19 protein-coding genes are annotated in these 21133 nt (G+C 71.4%); 9 read left to right on the top strand and 10 right to left on the bottom strand.

Annotated elements, in window-relative coordinates; translation table 11 throughout:
- The first annotated feature begins 84 nt into the window (after positions 1-84).
- The 5 genes from AB0F15_RS31885 to AB0F15_RS31865 all read left to right on the top strand — a co-directional run bounded on the left by AB0F15_RS31885 (position 85) and on the right by AB0F15_RS31865 (position 6535).
- On the top strand, positions 85-1635 hold the full coding sequence (locus AB0F15_RS31885) for a DUF4139 domain-containing protein (RefSeq protein WP_360278415.1): 1551 nt from the start codon (positions 85-87) through the stop codon (positions 1633-1635).
- A 250-nt stretch (positions 1636-1885) separates the two neighbouring features.
- Positions 1886-2569 carry a VWA domain-containing protein gene (locus tag AB0F15_RS31880; protein WP_360278412.1) on the top strand — a complete coding sequence of 228 codons (684 nt, stop codon included), beginning with the start codon at positions 1886-1888 and terminating at the stop codon, positions 2567-2569.
- Complete coding sequence (locus tag AB0F15_RS31875; RefSeq protein ID WP_360278409.1) at positions 2569-3654, top strand: protein phosphatase 2C domain-containing protein; 1086 nt, start codon at positions 2569-2571, stop codon at positions 3652-3654. The genes AB0F15_RS31880 and AB0F15_RS31875 overlap by 1 nt, the downstream gene beginning before the upstream one ends.
- Positions 3644-5284, top strand: coding sequence for a hypothetical protein (locus AB0F15_RS31870; protein WP_360278406.1), 1641 nt, complete (start codon positions 3644-3646; stop codon positions 5282-5284). Before AB0F15_RS31875 ends, AB0F15_RS31870 begins: the two co-directional genes overlap by 11 nt.
- Before the next feature lie 24 nt (positions 5285-5308).
- Entirely contained in the window at positions 5309-6535 is a 1227-nt protein-coding gene (locus AB0F15_RS31865; protein ID WP_360278403.1) for a glycoside hydrolase family 3 N-terminal domain-containing protein, read from the top strand.
- Positions 6536-6634: 99 nt separating this feature from the next.
- Here the strand turns inward: AB0F15_RS31865 and AB0F15_RS31860 are convergent, their stop codons facing one another.
- The 3 genes from AB0F15_RS31860 to AB0F15_RS31850 form a co-directional block, all read right to left on the bottom strand.
- Positions 6635-7066 (bottom strand): CBS domain-containing protein, encoded by a 432-nt coding sequence (locus tag AB0F15_RS31860; RefSeq protein ID WP_360278400.1) that lies wholly within the window; start codon positions 7064-7066, stop codon positions 6635-6637.
- Between the two features lie 99 nt (positions 7067-7165).
- Positions 7166-7612, bottom strand: a complete 447-nt coding sequence (locus AB0F15_RS31855) for a hypothetical protein (protein ID WP_360278397.1) — start codon at positions 7610-7612, stop codon at positions 7166-7168.
- Positions 7609-9021 carry a PLP-dependent aminotransferase family protein gene (locus AB0F15_RS31850; RefSeq protein WP_360278395.1) on the bottom strand — a complete coding sequence of 471 codons (1413 nt, stop codon included), beginning with the start codon at positions 9019-9021 and terminating at the stop codon, positions 7609-7611. The genes AB0F15_RS31855 and AB0F15_RS31850 overlap by 4 nt, the downstream gene beginning before the upstream one ends.
- An 82-nt stretch (positions 9022-9103) precedes the next feature.
- On the opposite strand from AB0F15_RS31850, the gene AB0F15_RS31845 reads away from it, so the two are divergent.
- Positions 9104-9676, top strand: a complete 573-nt coding sequence (locus tag AB0F15_RS31845) for a TIGR03086 family metal-binding protein (protein WP_360278392.1) — start codon at positions 9104-9106, stop codon at positions 9674-9676.
- Here AB0F15_RS31845 and AB0F15_RS31840 read toward each other — a convergent pair.
- On the bottom strand, positions 9669-10652 hold the full coding sequence (locus tag AB0F15_RS31840; protein ID WP_360278389.1) for a neutral zinc metallopeptidase: 984 nt from the start codon (positions 10650-10652) through the stop codon (positions 9669-9671). The genes AB0F15_RS31845 and AB0F15_RS31840 overlap by 8 nt on opposite strands.
- 104 nt (positions 10653-10756) lie before the next feature.
- Between AB0F15_RS31840 and AB0F15_RS31835 the strand changes: the two genes are divergently transcribed.
- Positions 10757-12778, top strand: coding sequence for a prolyl oligopeptidase family serine peptidase (locus AB0F15_RS31835; RefSeq protein WP_360278513.1), 2022 nt, complete (start codon positions 10757-10759; stop codon positions 12776-12778).
- Here the strand turns inward: AB0F15_RS31835 and AB0F15_RS31830 are convergent.
- Together AB0F15_RS31830 and AB0F15_RS31825 are read right to left on the bottom strand one after the other, a co-directional pair.
- Positions 12768-13082 (bottom strand): multidrug efflux SMR transporter, encoded by a 315-nt coding sequence (locus tag AB0F15_RS31830; protein WP_360278387.1) that lies wholly within the window; start codon positions 13080-13082, stop codon positions 12768-12770. The genes AB0F15_RS31835 and AB0F15_RS31830 overlap by 11 nt on opposite strands.
- A complete protein-coding gene (locus AB0F15_RS31825; RefSeq protein ID WP_360278384.1) occupies positions 13082-13693 on the bottom strand; it encodes an NAD(P)H-dependent oxidoreductase in 612 nt (203 codons plus the stop codon). The genes AB0F15_RS31830 and AB0F15_RS31825 overlap by 1 nt, the downstream gene beginning before the upstream one ends.
- Positions 13694-13769: 76 nt before the next feature.
- Between AB0F15_RS31825 and AB0F15_RS31820 the strand changes: the two genes are divergently transcribed.
- Positions 13770-14318: a helix-turn-helix domain-containing protein gene (locus AB0F15_RS31820; RefSeq protein ID WP_360278381.1), complete on the top strand. Its 549-nt coding sequence runs from the start codon at positions 13770-13772 to the stop codon at positions 14316-14318.
- Between the two features lie 6 nt (positions 14319-14324).
- Here the strand turns inward: AB0F15_RS31820 and AB0F15_RS31815 are convergent, their stop codons facing one another.
- Complete coding sequence (locus AB0F15_RS31815; RefSeq protein WP_360278378.1) at positions 14325-16040, bottom strand: hypothetical protein; 1716 nt, start codon at positions 16038-16040, stop codon at positions 14325-14327.
- 255 nt (positions 16041-16295) lie between these two features.
- Between AB0F15_RS31815 and AB0F15_RS31810 the strand changes: the two genes are divergently transcribed.
- Entirely contained in the window at positions 16296-17087 is a 792-nt protein-coding gene (locus AB0F15_RS31810) for an isocitrate lyase/phosphoenolpyruvate mutase family protein (RefSeq protein ID WP_360278375.1), read from the top strand.
- Between the two features lie 77 nt (positions 17088-17164).
- Here AB0F15_RS31810 and AB0F15_RS31805 read toward each other — a convergent pair whose 3' ends face one another.
- The 3 genes from AB0F15_RS31805 to AB0F15_RS31795 form a co-directional block, all read right to left on the bottom strand.
- Positions 17165-19978 (bottom strand): vitamin B12-dependent ribonucleotide reductase, encoded by a 2814-nt coding sequence (locus AB0F15_RS31805; protein WP_360278372.1) that lies wholly within the window; start codon positions 19976-19978, stop codon positions 17165-17167.
- Between the two features lie 30 nt (positions 19979-20008).
- A complete protein-coding gene (gene nrdR / locus AB0F15_RS31800; protein ID WP_360278370.1) occupies positions 20009-20503 on the bottom strand; it encodes a transcriptional regulator NrdR in 495 nt (164 codons plus the stop codon).
- 300 nt (positions 20504-20803) lie between these two features.
- Positions 20804-21133, bottom strand: a 330-nt coding sequence (locus AB0F15_RS31795; RefSeq protein WP_360278367.1) for a LysM peptidoglycan-binding domain-containing protein, incomplete at its 5' end; no start/stop codon positions are given.

Below are 21133 nucleotides of genomic sequence, written 5' to 3'. Positions count from 1 at the left end.
TCAAACCCCCAAGCCGGGCGAAGCGGACGACTGATGACACTTCCGCTCCGCCCGCGGGGGTGTCAAGAGACTAACGTCGGAGGCATGCCCACCGTGGAAGCGCCGATCGCCGCCGTGACCGTCTACCCGCAGCAGGCGCGGATCACCCGCCGGGGCAAGGCCCCGCTCGACGGCGGCCCGCGCCTGGAATTCGCCGGGCTGCCCCCGGCCATCGACCCGGGCTCGGTGCGCGTCACCGGCACCGGACCCGCGCTGATCACCGGCGTCGACGTCCGGACCGAGTGGCACGCCAACCCGGCCGACCCGGCGTTGCAGGCGCTCGTCGAGCAGCGGCGTGCCGATCAGGCCACGCTCGACGGCGTCCTGGACGACGAAGCGGCCGAAACGATGAAGGTGGATCTGCTGACTTCGCTCGCGAAGCGCAGCGGCGGCAGCTTCGCGAAGGCATTGGCCAACGGCACCGCCGAACCTTCGCGCGTCGCGGAGGTGACGGACGCGCTGAGTTCGCGGCTGGCCTCCGCGTTGAAAGCGCGCCGGGTGCTGAGCGAGCGGATCGCGCAGCTGCGCGAGGACCTCGCCGCGCTCGACCGGCGAATCGAAGCGCACGACAACCGGACCGGCCGGGACAGCACCTCGGTGATCGTCGAGCTGGAGATCTCGGACCCGGGTGCGGAAGCCGAGCTGGAACTGTCCTATGTGGTCGCCAACGCGACGTGGGAGCCGGGCTACGACATCCGGGTGCGCGGCACCGACGTCACCGTCGTGTCGTACGGGCTGGTCAGCCAGCAGACGGGCGAGGACTGGCCGGAGTGCGAGCTGGCGCTGTCGACGGCCCGGCCCGCGGCGGCGGTGGTGGTGCCGGAACTTTCGCCGTGGTACCTGGACCGCGTCCTCCCGCAGCCGGGCGGGTTCGTGGCCGCGGCGGCGTACGGCGGCTCGGGCGGCGGGGCCCCGGAAGCCGCGCGGAAGCGGTTCGCGCCGTCGATGGCGCCGAACCTGGCGCAGGTCGAACAGGGAGCCACGGCGGTCACCTACCGGGTTTCGCGGCCGGTGGCGGTGCCTTCCGGCGCGCAGGGCCACCGGACCACGTTGGCGCAGCTGGACCTCACCGCGGAACTGGGGTACGTGACGGCGCCGGTGCTGGCCGAAGAGGCGTATCTGCGGGCCACGGTGGTGAACACTTCGGAGCACGCCCTGCGGCCGGGGCGGGCTTCGGTGTTCCACGACGCGGAGTTCGTCGGGACGACGGTGCTGGAGCCGTGGGCGCCCGGGGAGGACCTCGAGCTGGCCCTCGGTGTGGACGACCGGATCCGCGTGGAGCGGGAACTGGTCCGCCGCACGGCGTCGAAGGCGACGCTGTCCGGGCAAAAGCGGCGTGAGGCGGAGTACAAGATCACGGTCGGCAACCACGGGCCCCGGGAAGCCGTGGTGACGGTTCTCGACCAGACGCCGGTGTCCCGCGACGACACGATCACGGTGCGGGACGTGAAGACGTCACCGGAGCCGGTGGAGACGTCGGCGCTGGGCGAGTTCACGTGGCGGCTGACGCTGGCGCCCGGGGAGAACGGTGTGGTGACGCTTTCGTATCGCGTGGATATCGCGAAGGGCGTGGAACTGTCGGGCTGGCGGGAGTAGGCCGCATTTTCCCCACGCCGATGAAGAAAGATTTCGCAAAGCAGCCTGGCGAAACCGCGATTTCGACCTTGCCGCCCGGTGACCGGCCTACCGGAAAAACCCACGGGCCGAAAACTTCGCACGCCGTAACAGCCCCCGGCCACTGAGCGACCCTGGGTGCACAGGTCGCCGACCACGGGGAAAGAAGGGCCACCGGACCGGTCCTCACCGATTTGCTCTGCAACCACGATCGAAGAATCGCAGGTGAACCATGTCCGAATTCGCCCAGAGTGAGCGTCACCCGGTTTTCCCGGTCTTCCTCGTCATCGACGTGTCGTACTCGATGGCGGGCGAACCCATCGACGCCGTCAACCGTGCCCTGCCGGAACTGCGCGAGATGATCGAAGACGACCCGCAGGTCGGCGAGATCGCCCGGATCGCCATCATCACGTTCTCGGACATCGCGACCTCGGTCCTGCCGCTGTGCGACGTGAGCCAGAGCCAGATGCCGGTGCTGTCGCCGGAGTCGGGGACGAACTTCGCCGCGGCGTTCCGGCTCGCCAAGAAGCAGATCGAAGAAGAGATCCGGGGGCTCGGCAAGGGCACGCGGTTCTACAAGCCGGTCGTCTTCTTCATGAGCGACGGCGAGCACATCGCCGAAGAGGATTGGCACGGGCCGCTGCAGGAGCTCGTGGACCGGAGCTGGCGGTTCAACCCGGAAGTCGTCACGTTCGGCTTCGCCGAAGCCCGCGAGGACACTCTCCGCACCATCGCGACCCGGTTCGCCTTCGTCGCCAAGCAGGGCAAGCCCTCTTTGCAGGTCAAGGAGATCATGACCGCGCTCACCGCGAGCATCCGGACGACCTCGCGCTCGTTCGGCGAGCCGCAGGGCGGTGGCCTTCAGGTCGACGTCGACACCAGCAAGTTCACCGTCCTGCCGGTGCAGGCGGTCTGATGTCACTGTCGCGCGGACGTCACCGGGCCGACCGGGCACAGCTGCGCACCACCACGGTGCCCGGCCGCGTCTCCGCGCCGGTCGCCGATTCCGGACGCACCCCGCCCGTTCCGGCCATGCCGGAGGCAGCACCCGTGGCGCGGCCGGCGAGCGAGGACACGTTCGAAGTCGAGGACGCGCCGTTCGACGCGCCCACCATCGGCGCCGTGGAACGGCGGCCCCACGCCGGACGGCTGCCGTCCGCGATCGGCTGGTCCAGCGCCGGGATCGCCCTCGACGCGGGCCGGGCCGGGCCGTACTGGGTCAGCGCGGGGAGTCTCGTGGGCCGCGGGCACGCCTGGGCCGGCACCACCCGCCAGGACTCCTACGCGCTGGCGTTCCCGGAGGGCGAGGGCTCCCTGGTCCTGGCCGTCGCGGACGGTCTCGGATCACGGTCCCGGTCCCAGCTCGGAGCGCGTCACCTGGCTGCCGCCGTGGCCCGCGAATTCGTCACCGCCGAGCAAGAATCGGCCGCGACGGACGACGAAACGCTTCTTCTCGAGGCCATCGCCCGGGCGCAGAGCGAACTGGCGGCGGTCTGGGCGCCCGCTTACGGGGTGACGGACACCCGCGCGTTGGCCTGCACGCTCGCCGTCGTCGTGCTCCCCGCCGATCTCGGCACCCGGCCGGTGCTGGCGGCCCGCGTCGGCGATTCGACGGTCTTCACCGCGACCGACGCCGAGTCGGAGCCGTTCGACGAGGTGTTCCCGCTGGGTGACGGTCCCATCAACATGGTCTCGGCGAGTCTTCCCGCCGCCGGTTTCCGGAAGGACATCGAGATCCGCCGCCTCGATCCGGCCGGCTTGAGCAAGCTGGTCCTGTGCACCGACGGCGTCGCCGACGACGTTTACGAGTCCCCCGGCGTGCGGGCGTGGCTGGCCCGGCGCTGGCAGCGTCCGTGCACCGAACGGTGGATGCTGGAGAGCCTCAGCTACGCGCGAGCAGGATCCCAGGACGACCGCACCGCCGTCGTGGTGTGGCTGTCCCCGGGCACCGGGCCGGCGCGGCCCCCGGCCGCCGGAGAGGGGGCCGACGGTGCGGATTGACGGCCGGCACGGCTCCTACGAGTTCGAAGACGACGAGTTCGCCCGCGGTGGCGCGGCCCGGTTGTTCCGCGGCGTCGGCCGCCACACCGGCCTGGTCTACAAGAAGTACCTCGAGCCGATCCGCGACGACGAGCCGATCGCGAAGGTGCACCAGCTCGCCGGCATCGGGCGGAAGGTGTTCGCCGGGGGCCCGGTCGTGCTCGGAGCTACTCCGGAGTCCTCCGTGTGCTGGCCCACCGACGTCGAATGCGACCGGTCGGGCGCCGTCATCGGCGTCGTGATGCCGGTCATCCCGGACGAATTCTTCCGCAAACCGGGCAAAGCGCGAACACTGTCCTACCTCATCCTGGCGCGAACCGATCCGCCCGACTCCTCGGTCCGGGTGTCGGTGCTCATCCGGGTGGCGGAGATCTTCGCCTGGCTGGCGGCCAACAACCTGGCACACGGTGATTTCTCCGACGCGAACATCGTCTGGCGGCCGGGGCCCCGGCCGGGAGCGGTGCTGATCGACGCCGACGGGCTGCAGCCGGCGGATCGCATCGCGGACAAGGGGATGAAGACCCCGCACTGGATCGATCCCCGCGTGGTCGCGGGAGTCGTGCCGGCCCACGACCGGCTCAGTGACTGGTACGCCCTCGCGCTCGCGATGTACCGGGGCCTGCTGCTGGTTCCGGGCAATCTGGACCGGCAACCCGACGGCTCGTGGCCGAAGCCGTCGCACATCCCGGCGAATTTCCCGCAGGCGCTCCGGCACCTGTTCGACCGGACGCTGGGTGCTCCGCTGGACGAATCCGGGCGCGCGGCCCCGGCGGAATGGGTGACCGCCTTGCGGGGTGTCTACCTCGTGAGCGACAGCAGCTTCGACAGCGTGGCGCTCACCGCGCTCGACCACGCGGCGGACGCCCGACGGCCGCCACCGCCGACCGTCCGGTTCCGGCCGCTCCCCCCGGCGTTCCCGCAGCAGCCCCGGGTACCGCCGCCACCCCCGCACCGGCCACCGGTGGCCCCGTTCGCGCCGCCGCTGGCCCCGCCGGTCACCCGAAAGGCCACCGCTTCCGGAACTGCCGCCAAGGTGTCGGCCGGCGTGGCCGTCGTCGTGGCGCTCGTCATCGGGTTGAACGCGATGGCGAAGACCGGCACGGCCACGCAGGCCGGAGGAGGCGGCGGCGTTCTCAGTCCCGAGTCGCTCGAGCTGGCCACCTCGTCGGCGCCGGACACGCCGACGTCCGATACCTCGTCCGGCGCCACGAGCACCGATCCGGGCGTCGCCCTCCAGCAGCAGGCCGAATCGGACGCAGCCGGTGTCGAAGCGCTCGCCGGCCAGTGGGTCCCCCAGCTGTCGTCCAAGGCGGTCGGTACGCGCGACAACGGCACGGTGTACGACAACGCCTCGATCCTCGACCACTACCGCACGCTGAAGAACACCTATCCCACCGTCCTGCTGCTGCGCTCCGACTCCTTCTCCACGTTCAAGCGGAAGGGTTTCTGGGTCGTCGTGGTGCCCGAACCCGCCGGCACGGGCGCGGCCGCCAACAGCTGGTGCGACACCCACGGCATCGACGCGAACAACTGCTTCGCCAAGCTGCTGTCCCACACCGCCGGATCGGAAGGCGCGACCCTCAACCGCTGAACCACCCAGCAAGGAGTGAGCCCGATGCGGTACCGGTCGTTCGCCGCGCTGGTCTTCGTCGCCGGCGTCGCCGTGCTGGTGGCCGCGCGTCCCACGAACCACGGCCAGGAGCCGCCGGTCCGCTCCGGAACTCCGGACCCGGCCGCAACGTCACCGGCCACGGCCGGTGAGCGGCCGCCCTGGCACCACGAACTGCTCGGCGGGAACGCGGAATCCTGCGCTTCGGCGGCCGCACGAACGCTCGATCTGCCCGCACTGGCTTGGCAGTTGTTCCTGATCGGAACGCCGCTGGGGGTGAAGCAGCCCGCGTCGCCCGCGCCCGGCGCGGGCGGATTCCTGCTGACCGGGAGAAGTTCGGCCGGTGTGGACGAAATCGCCCGGTCGACCGCCGCGCTGGCGAACGGCGGCCCGGCCCGCATCAGGCCGCTGGTGGCTGTCGACCAGGAAGGCGGCGCGGTGCAGGCGTTGCGCGGCCCCGGCTTCAGCCGCATCCCGCCGGCCACGGTCCAGGGCGGCTGGCCCGGCGACGGCCTTCGAGCCGCCGCACAGCGCTGGGGCACCGAACTCGCGCAAGCCGGGGTTTCCCTGGACCTCGGCCCGGTGGTCGACGTCGTGCCGGCCGGCCGTGCGAAGGCCAACGCGCCGATCGGCGCCGTGAACCGGCAGCTCGGCAGCGACGTCCCGACGATCGTGGCCGCCGCGAAGTCGATCACTTCGGGACTGCGGGACGCCGGGATCGGGGTGGTGTACAAACACTTTCCCGGGCTCGGGATGGTTTCGGCCAACACCGACTACCGGCCGGGCGTGGTGGATTCCGGCACCGGGGCGGACAGCCCGTCGGTGGACGTGTACCGGCAGGCCCTGCCCGCGAGCGGCGCCTCGGTCATGATCTCCACGGCCGTGTACAGCCGGCTCGATCGGCAGCAGCCCGCAGCTTTCTCGACGGCGGTCGTCACCCGCCTTCTCCGCTCCGGACTGGCGTTCGGCGGCGTCGTGATCTCCGACGACCTGGCCAATGCGGATCAAGTGCGCGACGTGCCGGCGCCGGACCGGGCGATGCGCTTCCTGTCGGCCGGTGGAGACCTCGTCATCGCCGCCGACCCGCGGATCGGCGAGGCGATGTACCAGCAGGTCGCCGCGACGGCGGCGAAGGAGCCCCGGTTCGCCGGACAGGTTCGCGCGAGCGCGCTGCGCGTGCTGGCTCTCAAGGCGTCGCTCGGCCTGGTCGATTGCCGGGCCTGGGCCCGCTGAACCGGGACCGGTTGACCGCCACCTCGCCGAAGGTGTGTCCATTCTGTCCACCAACGCCCGAGGTGGCGGCGCCGGCACCGGCCGACGCCGCTCCGGCCCCTAGCCCTGCGAGATGTAGGCCTGCAGCTGTTCCTGGCTCTGTTCCAGCTGTTCCATCCGGTTCTTCACGACGTCACCGATGGAGACGATCCCCGCGAGCCGCCCGTTGTCGAGGACGGGGACGTGCCTGATGCGCCGCTGCGTCATCAGGACCGACAGCTGGTCCACCGAGTCGTCCGGGGTGCAGCTCGCCACCAGTTTCGTCATGATCTCCGACACCGGGCCGTCGAGCAGGCCCGGGCCGTGCTCGTTCAGCCGCCGGACGACGTCGCGTTCCGAGACGATTCCGGCGATCGAACCGTCCGGGGCGACGACCACCATCGCACCGACGTTGTGGTCGGCCAGTCCGGCCAGCAGCGTGGTCACCGTGGTCTCGGGGGTGACCGTCGCGACCGCCGACCCCTTCTTGCGCAGCAGATCCGCAATCCGCATGGCGATCCTTCCCGTCGGTGAGCTGGATCACCACAGGTTAGGGCCCTCCGGCCCCCCGCGAAAGTCCGGCAAACGGGGCGTCTTCGTGGTATTGCCCCTTCAGCCGAGCCGTTCGGCCAGGCCGTCCAGCGCCAGCCGGATCCCGGCCGCGTAGTCGTCGTCGCCGAGCGCGTCCAGGCGCGCGCGGGCCAGCGCCAGCTGTTCGCGCGCCGCCGCCGGGTCGCCGAGCTTGCGGTAGTCCTCGCCCAGGTTGAGGTGCAGCGACGGGTAGAAGGCGCGCACGGCCAGCGACGCGTGGTACTCCTGGGCCCGCGAGTCGGTCAGCGAATCGGCCGCCGCGAGGGCCCGCAGGTCCCACTCGAGTTCCTCGGCCGGGTCGTCGCAGACGTCGGCCAGGTGGTGGGCCAGCGCGACGCGGTGCAGCGGGTCGCCGTCGTCGCCGATCGACGCCCACAGCGCCGTGAAGGTCGCGTACGCGCCGGCGCGGTCGCCGCCGATGTGCTGCCGCAGACCGGCGTCGATCGCCACCATCACCTCGTCGGTCATGCCGCTCCTTCGTCCGCCAGTGCCCGCAGCCGGTCCAGCCCCGGCTCGATCCGCCCGGCCGCGACCGCACCGTAACCGAAGACGAGACCGTGCCGCCGCTCCCCCACTCCGAAGTCGCCGAGCGAATACAGCCGCACTCCCCGGCGACGCGCCGCGCGCACGAGCGGGCCCGCGTCGGCGGCCGAAGCGGCGCTCAGGTGCAGGCCCGCGGCCGACGGCAACGGCGTCAGGAAATCCGCGAAGTCGCGGGCGAGCACCGCGGACAGGACGTCGTGCCGCTCGCGGTAGATCTTCCGCATCCGCCGGACGTGCCGGGCGAAGCCGCCTTCGGCCATGAACGCCGCCAGCGCCGCCTGCTCGACGTTCGGCGCGTGCCAGTCCGTGAGGTAGCGGGCCTTGACCAAGGCGGGTACCAGCGACGGCGGCGCGATGAGGAACCCCAGCCGCAGGGCAGGCGAAAGCACCTTCGAGAACGAGCCGACGTAGACGACGCGACCGCGGGAATCCAAGCTGTGCAACGGTTCGAGGGGCCGCCCGGTGTAGCGGAACTCGGTGTCGTAGTCGTCCTCGACGAGCACCGCGTCGTTCCGCTCGGCCCAGTCGAGCAGCTCCAGGCGGCGGTCCAGCGACATCGACAGGCCCAGCGGGTACTGGTGCGACGGCGTGACGTACACCAGCCGCGTCCCCGCCGGGATGGCGCCGACGACGATCCCGGAGGCGTCCACCGGCACCGGCGCGACGCGGACGCCACGGGCGCCGAGCACCAGCCGCGGCGGCGGGTACCCGGGGTCCTCGACGGCGGCCAGATCGCCGGTCCGCAGCAGCACCCGCGCGACCAGATCGGTCGTCTGCTGGGCGCCGGCGGTGACGACGACCTGGGCCGCACTGGCCCGGACGTCCCGGGACACGCCGGCGTGCCGGGCGATTTCGGCGCGCAGCGCGGCGTGCCCCTGCGGGTCGCCGTAGGTCATCAGATCGGCTTGGCCGGCACGCAGCCGCTGCGTGATCAGCCGCCGCCAGGTGTCGAACGGGAACAGGGAGAGATCGGGGACGCCCGGGCGGAAGTCGAACTCCGGTGCCGGGGCGAACGGCGCGGGCGGCGGCGGAACGGCGTCCCACTCCGGCAGCGGCCGCACGCCGGGGACGTCCGGCACCGGCTCGGGAGAAGCCGGTGAAGCCGTGACGAACGTGCCCGCGCCGACGCGCCCGGCGAGGAAGCCCTCGGCGGTGAGCCGGTCGTAGGCCGCGCTGACCGTCGTCCGGGAGACCGCGAGCCGCTGCGCGAGTTCGCGGGTCGGTGGCAGCGCCTCGCCGGGACGGATCCGGCCGGCCAGGATCGCCGCGCGGAGCTGCCGGTAGATGGCGTCGCGGTGGCCGCGTGTCCCGGTCAGGTCGATGTGGATCTCCACCGCGCCAGTCTAGATTGGCCCACGAAGGTTGCCGCGGATTTGGCACTGTCCGTGGTCCGCTTCCGCGCCTAACGTCCCCGGCATGGATCTTCGCGAACTCGACCGCCGCACCCTGCTCGTCCTCGACAAGATCGTCGCCGGCGTGACGTCCGCCGACCTCGCCCGCCCCACCCCGTGCGCCGGCTGGACCCTCGCCGATCTGCTCCGCCACCAGGTCAGCGAGAACCACGCCTTCGCGACGGCGGCCCGCGAAGGCTCGGCGCCGGACTGGGACGCCGGTACCCTCGGCGACGACGCCCCCGCCGCTTACCAGGCGTCCGTCGACGACTTCCTCGACGCCTTCGCCGACGACGCCGTGCTGGACCGGCCGCTGGTCATCAACCACTTCGGCACGTTCCCCGGCGCGATCGCCGCGCACATGCACCTGGTCGACACGGTCGCGCACGGCTGGGACCTGGCCCGCACGCTCGGCCTGCCCTACGAGCCGGACGCCGAAGCCGTGCGCGTCGCCTTGCAGCTGGCCGAGCGGATCCCGGACGAAGGCCGTGAGAAGAACGGCTCGTTCGCCCCCAGCGTCGAGGTTGCCGCCGGTGCGAGCGAGCTCGACCGGTTCCTCGCCCTCCTCGGCCGCGACCCCGCCTGGACCCTCAGCTGACCTCGCCGACCGGGGCGCTCCAGGTGTCGCACCCCTTCGTGGCTTTGCCGTCGTAGCCCGCCTTCGCCCAGGACAGCTGGTGCGCGCGTGAGCCGTGGGTGTCGCTGTCGTCGGCCCGGCCGTAGTCGGCGACCGCGGCGTTCGCCAGCGACCGGCTGATCGAACCGGAGCCGGCGACGGCCGCCAGGAACAGTGCGCCGAAGCAGTTCGCCTGCAGCTCGATCCGGCGCACGAGCTCCTTGTCGGCGGCGCTGTCCTCGTCCGGCGAGGTCATCTTGTCCGCCGCCGCGGAGAGGATGCCGCTTTCGCGCTGCACGTGGTGGCCGTACTCGTGGGCGATCGTCGCGATGTGCCGGGCCTTGTTGAGCCCGGCGTCGGACAGCATCCAGTCGGCCGGGGCGTAGATCGTCGTGTCGCCGCCGCAGTAGTAGGCGACGGCTTCGCTCTCCGTCGGCGCCTTGCCGCACGCACTGTGGTCGGACAGCGTCACCGACACGGTGACGGTCAGCGTGGGCTCGTTCGCCTTTTCCAGCGCCGGGCGCCACGACTGCTCCAGGCAGCCGACGAGCGCGTCGTAGTAGGTCTTCAGCTGCTCGGGCGCCCGGCCGAGGTCGGGCAGGGAGCACGTGGCGGGCCCGGGACTGATACCGGCCCCGAGCAGCGGGTTGCGGGCCAGCTCGGGCACGGCCTTCGGGGGCTTCCCGTCCGAGCCGCCACCGTAGGCCCGGCCGGTGTCGGCGCCTTGCGCGACGATCGCGTGCCCGTCGACCCGGCGTGGGATGGTCGCGGCGATCAGCGAGATGGCCAGCACGACGACCAGCAGGCCGCCGACGGCACCCCAGAGCCGGTTGCGCGGCGGGGCGATCGGGACGGGCGGCGCGGCGGCCCAGTTCGGCGCCCACGGGTGGGAGGCCGGCACCCACGCGGGTTCCGGCGGCCGGGCCGTCTCCGGCCATGACGGTTCGGCGTTGTTCACGTTCTCCCCCTGCTGCGTAGGACCAGCATACGGACCGGCCGGGAGGCACGGATCACGAAACGAAAACGTCACCGGGTGGCCGCCGGGCCCCCGACCAGGCGAGACTGAACGGCATGAGTGTCGAGGATCCTTATCTGTGGCTGGAAGACGTGACCGGCGACGACGCACTGGGCTGGGTGCGCGCCCGCAACGGCGACACGCTGGCCGAGCTGACCACCGGCGTGCGCTTCGCCGAGCTGCGTGCCGAACTGCGCGAGGTGCTCGACGCCGACGACCGGATTCCCTACGTGCGCCGCCGCGGCGGGTTCTTCTACAACTTCTGGCAGGACGCGAGCCACCCGCGCGGCCTGTGGCGGCGGACGACGCCGGAGTCCTACCGGCAGGCCGAACCCGAGTGGGAGCTGCTGCTCGACGTCGACGCGCTGGCCGAGGCCGAGGGCGAGAACTGGGTCTGGCAGGGCGCGACCGTGTTGCGACCGCACTACCGGCGCGGCCTGGTCGAGCTGTCCCGCGGCGGCGCGGACGCCACGGTGGTCCGCGAGTTCGACCTCGACGCGCACGAGTTCGTCGAAGGCGGGTTCACGGTGCCGGAGGCGAAGACGCGGATCGGCTGGATCGACGAGGACCGCGTCTACATCGGAACGGACTTCGGCCCGGGCTCGCTGACCAGCTCCGGGTACCCGCGGCTGGCCAAGGAGTGGCGCCGCGGCACGCCGCTCACCGAAGCCGTGACGGTCTTCGAGGGCAAGCCCGACGACGTCTCGATCGGCGCGTCCCACGACCCGACCGAAGGCTTCGAACGCGACTTCGTCAGCCGCGCGATCGACTTCTACCGCTCGGAACTGCACCTGAAGACGCCCGACGGGCTGGTCAAGATCGACATCCCGGACGACGCGAGCGCGTCCGTGCACCGCGAATGGCTGCTGGTGCGGCCGCGGACGGCGTGGACGGTCGGCGGCGCGGAACGCCCGGCCGGCTCGCTGATCGCCATCCTCTTCGACGCCTTCATGGCCGGCGACCGCGCCTTCACGACGCTGTTCACCCCCGACGAGCACACCTCGCTGAGCTACTGGGCCTGGACGCGCCACCACCTGCTGCTCGGCACGCTGCGCGACGTCCGCACCGAGCTGCGCACGCTGACCCCGGGCCCGGACGGCTGGAGCGACGAGCCTCTGTCGGGCGGCCCCGAGTTCGGCAGCGCGGACATCTTCGACACCGATCCCGACGTCAGCGACGAGTACCTGATCGACTCGAGCAGCTTCCTGCAGCCGTCTACTTTGAGTTATGGCCATGTGGGCGAAGAGGTCGAAGTCCTGAAGCAGGCTCCGGCGTTCTTCGACGCTTCGGGGATGAGCGTCGCGCAGTACTTCGCGACGTCGGAGGACGGCACGAAGATCCCGTACTTCGTCGTGCGGCCGTCCGGCGCCGAGGGCGGCCCGGCGCTGCTGACCGGCTACGGCGGTTTCGAGATCTCGCTGACGCCGTCCTACAGCGGCATGATCGGCCGCGGCTGGCTCGCCCGCGGCGGCACCTACGTCGTCGCGAACATCCGTGGCGGCGGCGAGTACGGGCCCGGCTGGCACACCCAGGCCATCAAGGCCGAGCGTCACCGCGTGTACGAGGACTTCGCCGCGGTGGCCACGGACCTGGTGGAGCGCGGCATCACCACGCCGGAACGGCTCGGCATCCAGGGCGGCAGCAACGGCGGCCTGCTGATGGGGGTCATGCTGACGCGCTACCCGGAGCGGTTCGGCGCGATCGTCAGCCAGGTGCCGCTGCTGGACATGCGCCGCTACCACCTGCTGCTGGCCGGCGCGTCGTGGATGGCCGAGTACGGCGACCCGGACGACCCCGCGGAATGGGACTACCTCGCGAAGTACTCGCCGTACCAGAACGTCCACAGTGGACGCACCTACCCGCCGTCGCTGTTCGTGACGTCGACGCGCGACGACCGCGTGCACCCCGCCCACGCCCGCAAGATGGTGGCGCGGATGCGTGAGCAGGGGCACGACGTCCGGTATCACGAGAACATCGAGGGCGGGCACGGGGCCGCCGCGGACAACGAGCAGCTGGCGTTCAAGTGGGCGCTCGTGTTCGAGTTCCTGTGGGAGCAGCTCACGAAGTGACCCGGGCGAGTACGACGCCGCCGACGATCAGCGCCAGCGCGGCCACCCGGCCGATGCTCAGCGGATCCTTGGCGACGACGACGCCGAGCACGATCGCGCCGACGGCACCGATCCCGGTGAACACCGCGTAGGCGGTGCCCACCGGGACGGTGTCCATCGCGCGTGACAGTAGGTAGACCGCGGCGGCGCCGAGCACGAAGCAGAGGAGCGTCGGCCACGGCCGCGTGAAGTTCTCCGTCGGCTTGATGCTCTGCGACCAGGCGATTTCGACGAGGCCGGCGAGCACGAGCGTCACCCAGCCCATCAGAGCTCCGCCAGTGCCGCTTCGCGCGACGCGACCCGCTCGCCTTCGCGTGCGGCCAGGTGCGGGTCGACGAGCGCGTTGGTCAGCTCGGCGTGCACGAACCGGACGTCGTCGACGTCGTAGTGCCCGGCGATGAAGTCCCGCAGGTAGCGCTCGTGGTGGTCGAACGGCGCCCGCGGCGTCCCCGGCGCATACGTCCCGCCGCGCGCGCCCGCGATCACGAACGCCTTGCCCCGCAACGACATCCGCGGGAACGTCACCTGGTCGATCCAGGCCTTGAGGGCGGCCGGGATCGAGAAGTTGTACATCGGTGCGCCGATCAGCACGACGTCGGCTTCGAGCAGTTCGGCGAGCAGGGGCGCGACGACGGCCCAGGCCCGGCGCCGGTCCGGCGTCGTGACGACGTCGGCGTAGTGCGCCGGGTCGGTGATCCCCGCGGAGAGCAGGGCGTCGCAGATTTCCGTCCAGGCTTCGCCGATCACCGGCACGGGCCGGGCGGCGAGGTCACGGTAGGTGCGGGTGCCCGCCCAGGCCGCGGCGTACCGGGCGGACAGCTCGCGCGAGAACGACGAGCGGCGGGCGCTGGAGTCGAGGTGCAGCAGGTGGGGCACGGTTCCTCCTCAAGTGGACGCAGTGTCCGCTTGAGTCAACTGGACGTCGTGTCCGGATATTCCCTAGGCTGCCGCCATGCCCGAACGCGCCGACGCGGCTCGCAACCGCGCGAAGATCCTCGCGGCGGCCGAGGAGCTGTTCACCACCCGCGGCGCGGCGGAGGTGACGATGGAGGACATCGCGCGGGCGGCCGGTGTCGGCCGCGGAACGCTGTACCGCCGCTACCCGGACCGCGCGGCGATCGCCGTGGCCTTGCTGGACGAGCACGAGCGCCGGCTGCAGGAGGTACTGCTGCGCGGCGATCCGCCGTTGGGCCCCGGCGCGCCGCCGGCCGAGCGGCTGGCCGCGTTCTACACGGCGATGGTGGAGCTGCTGGAGCGGCACGCACCCCTGGTGCTGGGCGCGGAGGTCGGCCATTCCCGCTTCACGACGGGCGCGTACGGCTTCTGGCGCACCCACGTCCGGGTCCTGGCGGAGGCCGCGGGCGCCGCGGATCCCGACGTCCTGGCCGATGTGCTGCTGGCCCCGCTGGCGCCGGAGCTGTTCCTGCACCAGACGTCGCGGGGCACGTCCCCGGACCGGATCAGCGCGGCCCTGCGGCACCTGGCGACACAGCTGCTGTAGCCGGGCTCACCCGCCGAACTGGGCGGTGAACGGCTGGGGGTGGTAACGGAGGCGGCTGCGGCCGACGGCGTGGAGCAGGTTGTCCCGGAACCGCTCGAACGTGAGCGGGGCCCGGACCGAGTCGAGCATCTCGCGGATCTCGGGCCGGGCGAGCGCGATCCGCGCGGCCCGGATCTCCTCCGAGTAGACGAGTTCGTGCCCGGCGGCCGAGAGCTGTTCCGGGGTTCCGGCCCCGGCGTCCGCGATCACCCAGGCCACCGAGAGCTCCTTCTGGTGCCCCGCCGGCCGGCCGGGCACCGCGAGACTGTGCGCGGCGAGCGGGCTGGCGAGCCCGAGATCGTCGATCACCGTCTCCGTGCGCGGCAGGAGCAGCCCCGGAAAACCGAGCGCGCCGGGCGTGGAGACCACCGTGTGGGTCCCCGGGAAGACCACCCAGACGGAGTTGACCTTCACCGCGACGGTCGGGCCGGTCTTGCCCGCCCGTGCCGCGGCGAGGTCGGGCAGGTACCCGGCGAGGTTCGCGGCGTCGTCGGCGGTGATCGGATGCTCGTTGTGCGTGGAGTCGACCCAGAACACGCGCGCGTCGCTGATGCCGTACGCGCCGATCTTGTGCTGCTCGGCGGAAACCGGCCGCAAGCTGACGGCGCTGACGACCGTCCAGGCCACGACCGCCACCACGAGCGGCGCCGTCCACCGGGTCAGCGGGGCGACCATCACCGGCAGCAGCAGGCAGGTGAGGACGGGCAGGAGCATCCGGGCGTGCATGTAGTCCCCGCCGACACGGGTGACGTACAGCCCGAGCAGCACCCCGGCGGCCACCGGGGTGAGCACGACGACGAGCGTCGTCCGGTCCCGCCTCCACAGGGCCAGCAGGGCGACGACGAGCAGCAACCCGACCGGGACCAGCAGCCAGTAGGCGGCGAACAGTTCGACGAGGTAGTGCCACCCGCGGTCCCAGCGAGCCTGGGTCGCCTCCTTCGCCAGGGCGGTGTTGGGCGTGATCAGCCCGTAGTAGCCCATCCGGAACACCTGGTAGGCCACCGGGAGCACGCCGGCGAGCGCGAGCCACCCGAGCCCGCGGCGCCACCCGGGCCGGACGACGGCCACCAGCGCGAGGAACGTGACCGCGGAGACGAGGGCGAACTCCGGGCGCACCAGCGGACCGCAGCCGAGCAGCAGGAGGGTCGGCAGGACCCGGACCGCGCTGCCGGTCGCGTGCCGGACCAGCCGCCACCACACGAGGGACAACCAGAGCGTGACCAGCCCGGTCTCCAGGCCCGAGGTGGCGTAGTCCCAGAACGGCGGCAGCCCCAGGACCACCAGGCCGCCCACCGGCACGATCCGCCGGTCCGGGAACAGGCGCCGGGCTCCGTCGAGCCCGAAGAAGAGGCCGCCGACGGCGGACAGCAGCCCGAGGACGACCGCCACCCACTCCAGCCGCAGCCACGGCTGCAACCCGCCGAGAGCCACGACATAGGTCCACAGCGTGCTCGTGTTGGCTTCGACGCGTTCGCCGGCGTTGAACACCGGCCCGTTTCCGTCGAGCAGGTTGTCCACCGTGCGCAGGACGATCAGGCCGTCGTCGCACACCCAGCGGCGTTGCCACGCCAGAACGGCGAAGACCGCGAGACAGCTGCCGATCAGCCACCATTTGCCGCGTCGCTCACCGTGTGCGGGTCTTGCCGCTTGCGACGTCGGTTCGTCGACGACCAGCGAAGTCATCGCGGATTCCTCCCCGGTTCCGCACTGAAGTGCAGGCGAAGGGGAATCGAAGTCACATCCCCCGCGGCACGATAACCCGGAGGAGCGAATAGGCGGCGCTCGGGGGTCGACCGCGACGATTGACCGCGGAAATGGAGCATCAAACTGTCGAAACAGTGTTATTTCGCGTGATTCGCCGCGATTAGCGCAGGCGCCGGTCCTCGGCACCACGCGCGTGGGATTGTCCGCGGACCGGCGCGGGCGCAAGCTCGACGCATGACGACCACCGACGACTTCCGCGCCCTGCACGAGCGATCCGAGCCCTTCCTGCTGCCGAATCCCTGGGACGCCGGGACGGCGCGGCTGCTGGCCGGCCTCGGCTTCGAAGCCCTGGCCACAACGAGCCTGGGCGTGGCCAACGTGGTGGGCCGGGCCCGCGCGACCCGGGCGGAGATCCTGGCCAACTGCCGGGAGATCGCCGAGGCGACGCCACTCCCGGTGAACGCCGATCTCGAGAACGGCTTCGCCGACGACCCGGCCGAAGCCGCGAAGATGATCGACGCGGCGGCCGACGCCGGAGTGGCCGGCGCGTCGATCGAGGACTTCACCGGCGACCTCCGGACGCCGATCTACGACATCGGGCTGGCGGTCGACCGCGTCCGCGCGGCGGTGGAGACCGCCCGGGCCCGATCGGTGGTGCTGACGGCCCGCTGCGAGAACCTCTGGCTGGGCATCGACGACCTCGGCGACACGATCCGCCGCTTGCAGGCGTACGAGGAAGCAGGCGCCGACGTGCTGTACGCGCCCGGGTTGCGGACGCTGGAGGAAATGCGCGCGGTGGTCTCGTCGGTGGGCAAGCCGGTCAACGTCGTGATGGGGTTCGCCGACCCGGCGATCACGCTCGAGCAGCTGGCCGGGATCGGCGTCCGCCGCGTCAGCATCGGCGCGGCGCTGTCCCGGCTGGCGCTGAAGTCGTTCATGGACGGAGCGCGGGAGATGCGCGCGGGCCGGTTCGGCTTCGTCGGCGACCTGCCGCCGGTTTCCGAGCTGCAGGAGTTCTTCGGCTGAACCCGCCGACAGAGCCGGGGCGGCCGATCACCGCCCCGGCTCCGACCGGCTGGTTCACCCGTTCAGGGTGTCCACCCTCAGCTGCAGCCGGACGTCGCACCGCAGCCTTCGCAGGCGTAGCACGAGCCTGCCGGGCGCATCTTCGTGCCGCACGTCATGCACAGCGGGGCGTCCGCCGCCTTGCCGAGACGGAGCTCCATCAGCTCCGTCGTCGTCCGGGCTTCGCGGTGCGGGTGCTCCGGTTCTTCCGCGTGCGGCTCCGGCGAGGAGTCCACTGTGGACTGCAACGCTTCCAGGTCGACGCCGGGGCTGCCGTACGTCGCTTCGACTTCGGCCGACCGCTCGTCGGCCGAGAGGATGCCCAGCTGCGACCGCTTTTCGTACGGCAGGTAGTCCAGGGCCAGCCGGCGGAAGAGGTAGTCCATCACGCTCGTCGCGATCCGGATGTCCGGGTCGTCGGTCATGCCCGCCGGCTCGAAGCGCAGGTTGCAGTACTTCGAGACGTAGAACTCGAGCGGGATGCCGTGCTGCAGGCCCACCGAGATCGACATCGAGAAGGCGTCCATCACGCCGGCCAGGGTCGAGCCCTGCTTGCCGAGCTTGACGAAGATTTCGCCGAGGCCGTCGTCGGGGTACGAGCCCGCGGTGAGGTAGCCCTCCGCGCCGCCGACGGTGAACGACACCGTCTGGCTCGGGCGCTTCTTGGGCAGGCGCTTGCGCACCGGCCGGTACTCGACGACCTTCTCGGGCTCGGCGGCCGCCGTCTCCTTCTTGCCGGTCGACAGCGGCTGGCCGACCTTGCAGTTGTCGCGGTAGATGGCGAGCGCCTTCAGCCCGAGCTTCCAGCCCTGGAAGTAGATCTCCTCGACCTCTTCGACCGTCGCCGACTCCGGCATGTTGACCGTCTTGGAGATCGCGCCGGACAGGAACGGCTGCACCGCGGCCATCATCCGGACGTGCCCCATCGGCGCGATCGACCGCTCGCCGACCGCGCAGTCGAACACCTCGTAGTGCTCGGGCCGCAGTCCCGGCGCGTCGACGACGTGGCCGTGCTGCGCCACGTACTCGACGATCGCCTCGACCTGCTCGTCCTGGTACCCCAGCGCCGTCAGCGCGCGCGGCACCGTCTGGTTGACGATCTGCATCGAGCCGCCGCCGACCAGCTTCTTGAACTTCACCAGCGAGAAGTCCGGCTCGATCCCGGTGGTGTCGCAGTCCATCATGAAGCCGATGGTGCCGGTGGGGGCGAGCACCGACGCCTGCGCGTTGCGCCAGCCGTGCTTCGTCCCGATGTCGATGCCCTTCTTCCACTCTTCGGTCGCCAGCGCGCGGACGGCGACGTCGTTCGAGTGGTGGGTGCGGACGAGCTCGTTCGCCGCCGCGTGCTTGCGCATGACGCGCTGGTGCGCCTCGGCGTTGCGGGCGTAGCCCTCGTACGCACCGACGGCCCGGGCCAGCTCGGCCGAGCGCCGGTAGGACACGCCCGTCATCAGCGACGTGATCGCCGCCGCGAGCGCGCGGCCGCCCTCGGAGTCGTACGCGTGGCCGAGCGCCATCAGCAGCGCGCCGAGGTTGGCGTACCCGATGCCGAGCTGGCGGAACTTCCGCGTGGTGTCGGCGATCGGCTCGGTCGGGAAGTCCGCGAAGCAGATCGAGACGTCCATCGCCGTGATGACGAACTCGACGGCGCGAGCGAACAGCGGCCCGTCGAACGTACCCTGCGGGGTGACGAACTTCAGCAGGTTCAGCGACGCCAGGTTGCAGCTGGAGTTGTCCAGGTGCATGTACTCACTGCACGGGTTGGACGCGGTGATCCGGCCGGACTCCGGGCAGGTGTGCCAGTCGTTGATCGTGCCGTCGTACTGGATGCCGGGGTCGGCGCACTCCCACGCGGCCTGCGCGACCGTGCGGAACAGCTGCTTCGCGTCGGTGCGGTCGATGACCTCGCCGGTGAGCCGGGCGCGCAGGCCGAAGTCGGTGCCGTTCTCCACCGCCTGCATGAACTCGTCGGACACGCGGACCGAGTTGTTCGCGTTCTGGTACTGCACCGAGGAGATGTCCGCGCCGGAGAGGTCCATGTCGAACCCGGCGTCGCGCAGGACCCTGATCTTCGCCTCTTCGCGCGCCTTGGTCTGGATGAACTGTTCGATGTCCGGGTGGTCGACGTCGAGGACGACCATCTTCGCCGCGCGCCGGGTGGCGCCGCCGGACTTGATGGTGCCCGCGGACGCGTCGGCGCCGCGCATGAACGAGACCGGCCCGGACGCGGTGCCGCCGGAGGTGAGCAGCTCCTTCGAGGAGCGGATGCGGGAGAGGTTCAGCCCGGCGCCGGAGCCGCCCTTGAAGATGAGGCCCTCTTCGCGGTACCAGTTGAGGATCGACTCCATCGTGTCGTCGACCGCGAGGATGAAACACGCCGAGACCTGCTGCTTCGACGGCGTGCCGACGTTGAACCAGACCGGGGAGTTGAAGCTGAAGACCTGGTGCAGCAGCATCCAGGTGAGCTCGTGCTCGAAGATCTCGAGGTCCTGCGGCGTGGCGAAGTAGCCGTGGTCGGCCGCGGCCCGGACGTAGGTCCGCACGACGCGGTCGATGAGCTGCTTGAGGCTGCGCTCACGCTGCGGGCTGCCGACGGCGCCGCGGAAGTACTTGCTGGTGACGATGTTGGTGGCGTTGACCGACCAGAAGTCGGGGAACTCCACGCCGCGCTGCTCGAAGTTGATCGAGCCGTCGCGCCAGTTCGTCATGACGACGTCCCGCTGCTCCCAGGTGACCTGGTCGTACGGGTGCTGTCCCTCGGTCGTGAAGACGCGCTGGACGCTCAGCCCGCCGGCGGCCTTGCTCTTCTTGCCGGCGGCCGCGCGGGCCCCCGTTCCCACGGTTTCCGTCATCGGTTGAACCCTCTCCCGCAGCGGGACGGCTCAATCGCCGTCTGCGCGCTGATCGCTGTCCTCTGGGGCAGCAGAACCCGCCATGGCCTCACGAAGGTCCGCGATTTCCTTCTCGAAGTCTTCGACCGAGGAGAAGGACCGGTAGACGCTGGCGAACCGGAGGTAGGCGACCCCGTCGAGCTCACGCAGCGGGCCCAGGATGGCCAGGCCGACCTCGTGACTCGGGATCTCCGCCAGCCCGGCGGAGCGGATCGACTCCTCCACACGCTGCGCGAGCTGCTGCAGCGCGTCGTCGTCGACCGGCCTGCCCTGGCAGGCGCGGCGGACGCCGCTCACCACCTTGTCCCGGTTGAACTGTTCGGTGACGCCGGACCGCTTGACGACGGCGAGCACCATCGTCTCCGACGTCGTGAACCGTCGCCCGCACGACGCGCACGAGCGCCGCCTGCGGATCGCCTGGCCTTCGTCCACCTCTCGGGAGTCGACGACCCGAGAGTCCGCATGCCGGCAGAACGGACACCTCATCCGCCGATCACCTTCCCCTCCGCGCTCGCCGCTCCGGGCCGACGTCCCCCGGCCACCACGCGTGGCCGTGCCGCGATCACCCGGTACCCCGGCACCTGGTGATCGACATGTGGACATCCGGTGGGCAAAAGACGGCCAGCTGTGGACAACTGCTGCCCAGCCTACCCCAACCTGTGGACCAATTACAGCGGTGTCACTACTACATATAGCGGGCGAGCGTAGAACTCGAGAGGGGCGCACGCAAGCGGCGCGCCGGGCCGGATCCCCACCCGGGTGAGTGCGGTTGACGGCCCCGGCGGATCAGGGTGCGGGCACCGCGGCCGGGTCGGCGACCGGGACGGTGAGCGGCAGCCCGGGCACCAGAACGGCCTGGTCCAGGCGATTCAGCTCCTTGATGCGCGCGGCAACCGCGCCAGGTTCGCTGTCCGGCGCGAATCGGGCGGCCAGCGAAGCGAGCGTGTCGCCCTCTTCGACCGACACCGTCGCCGTCCGCGCGGGCACCGGAGCGTCCGAACCTCCGCCGATGCCGCCGCCAAGAAGACCCAATCCGGTGACGACCAGACAGCTCGCGACGGCGAGCCCGGCGAGCCACGGCCACCGCACCGGCACCCTGCGCGGCGCCGCGCAGGG

Source organism: Amycolatopsis sp. NPDC026612 (genome assembly GCF_040638285.1).
Lineage (GTDB): Bacteria > Actinomycetota > Actinomycetes > Mycobacteriales > Pseudonocardiaceae > Amycolatopsis.
Note: the sequence above shows the minus strand (reverse complement) of the source record. Positions and strands in the feature narration are given on the sequence as shown.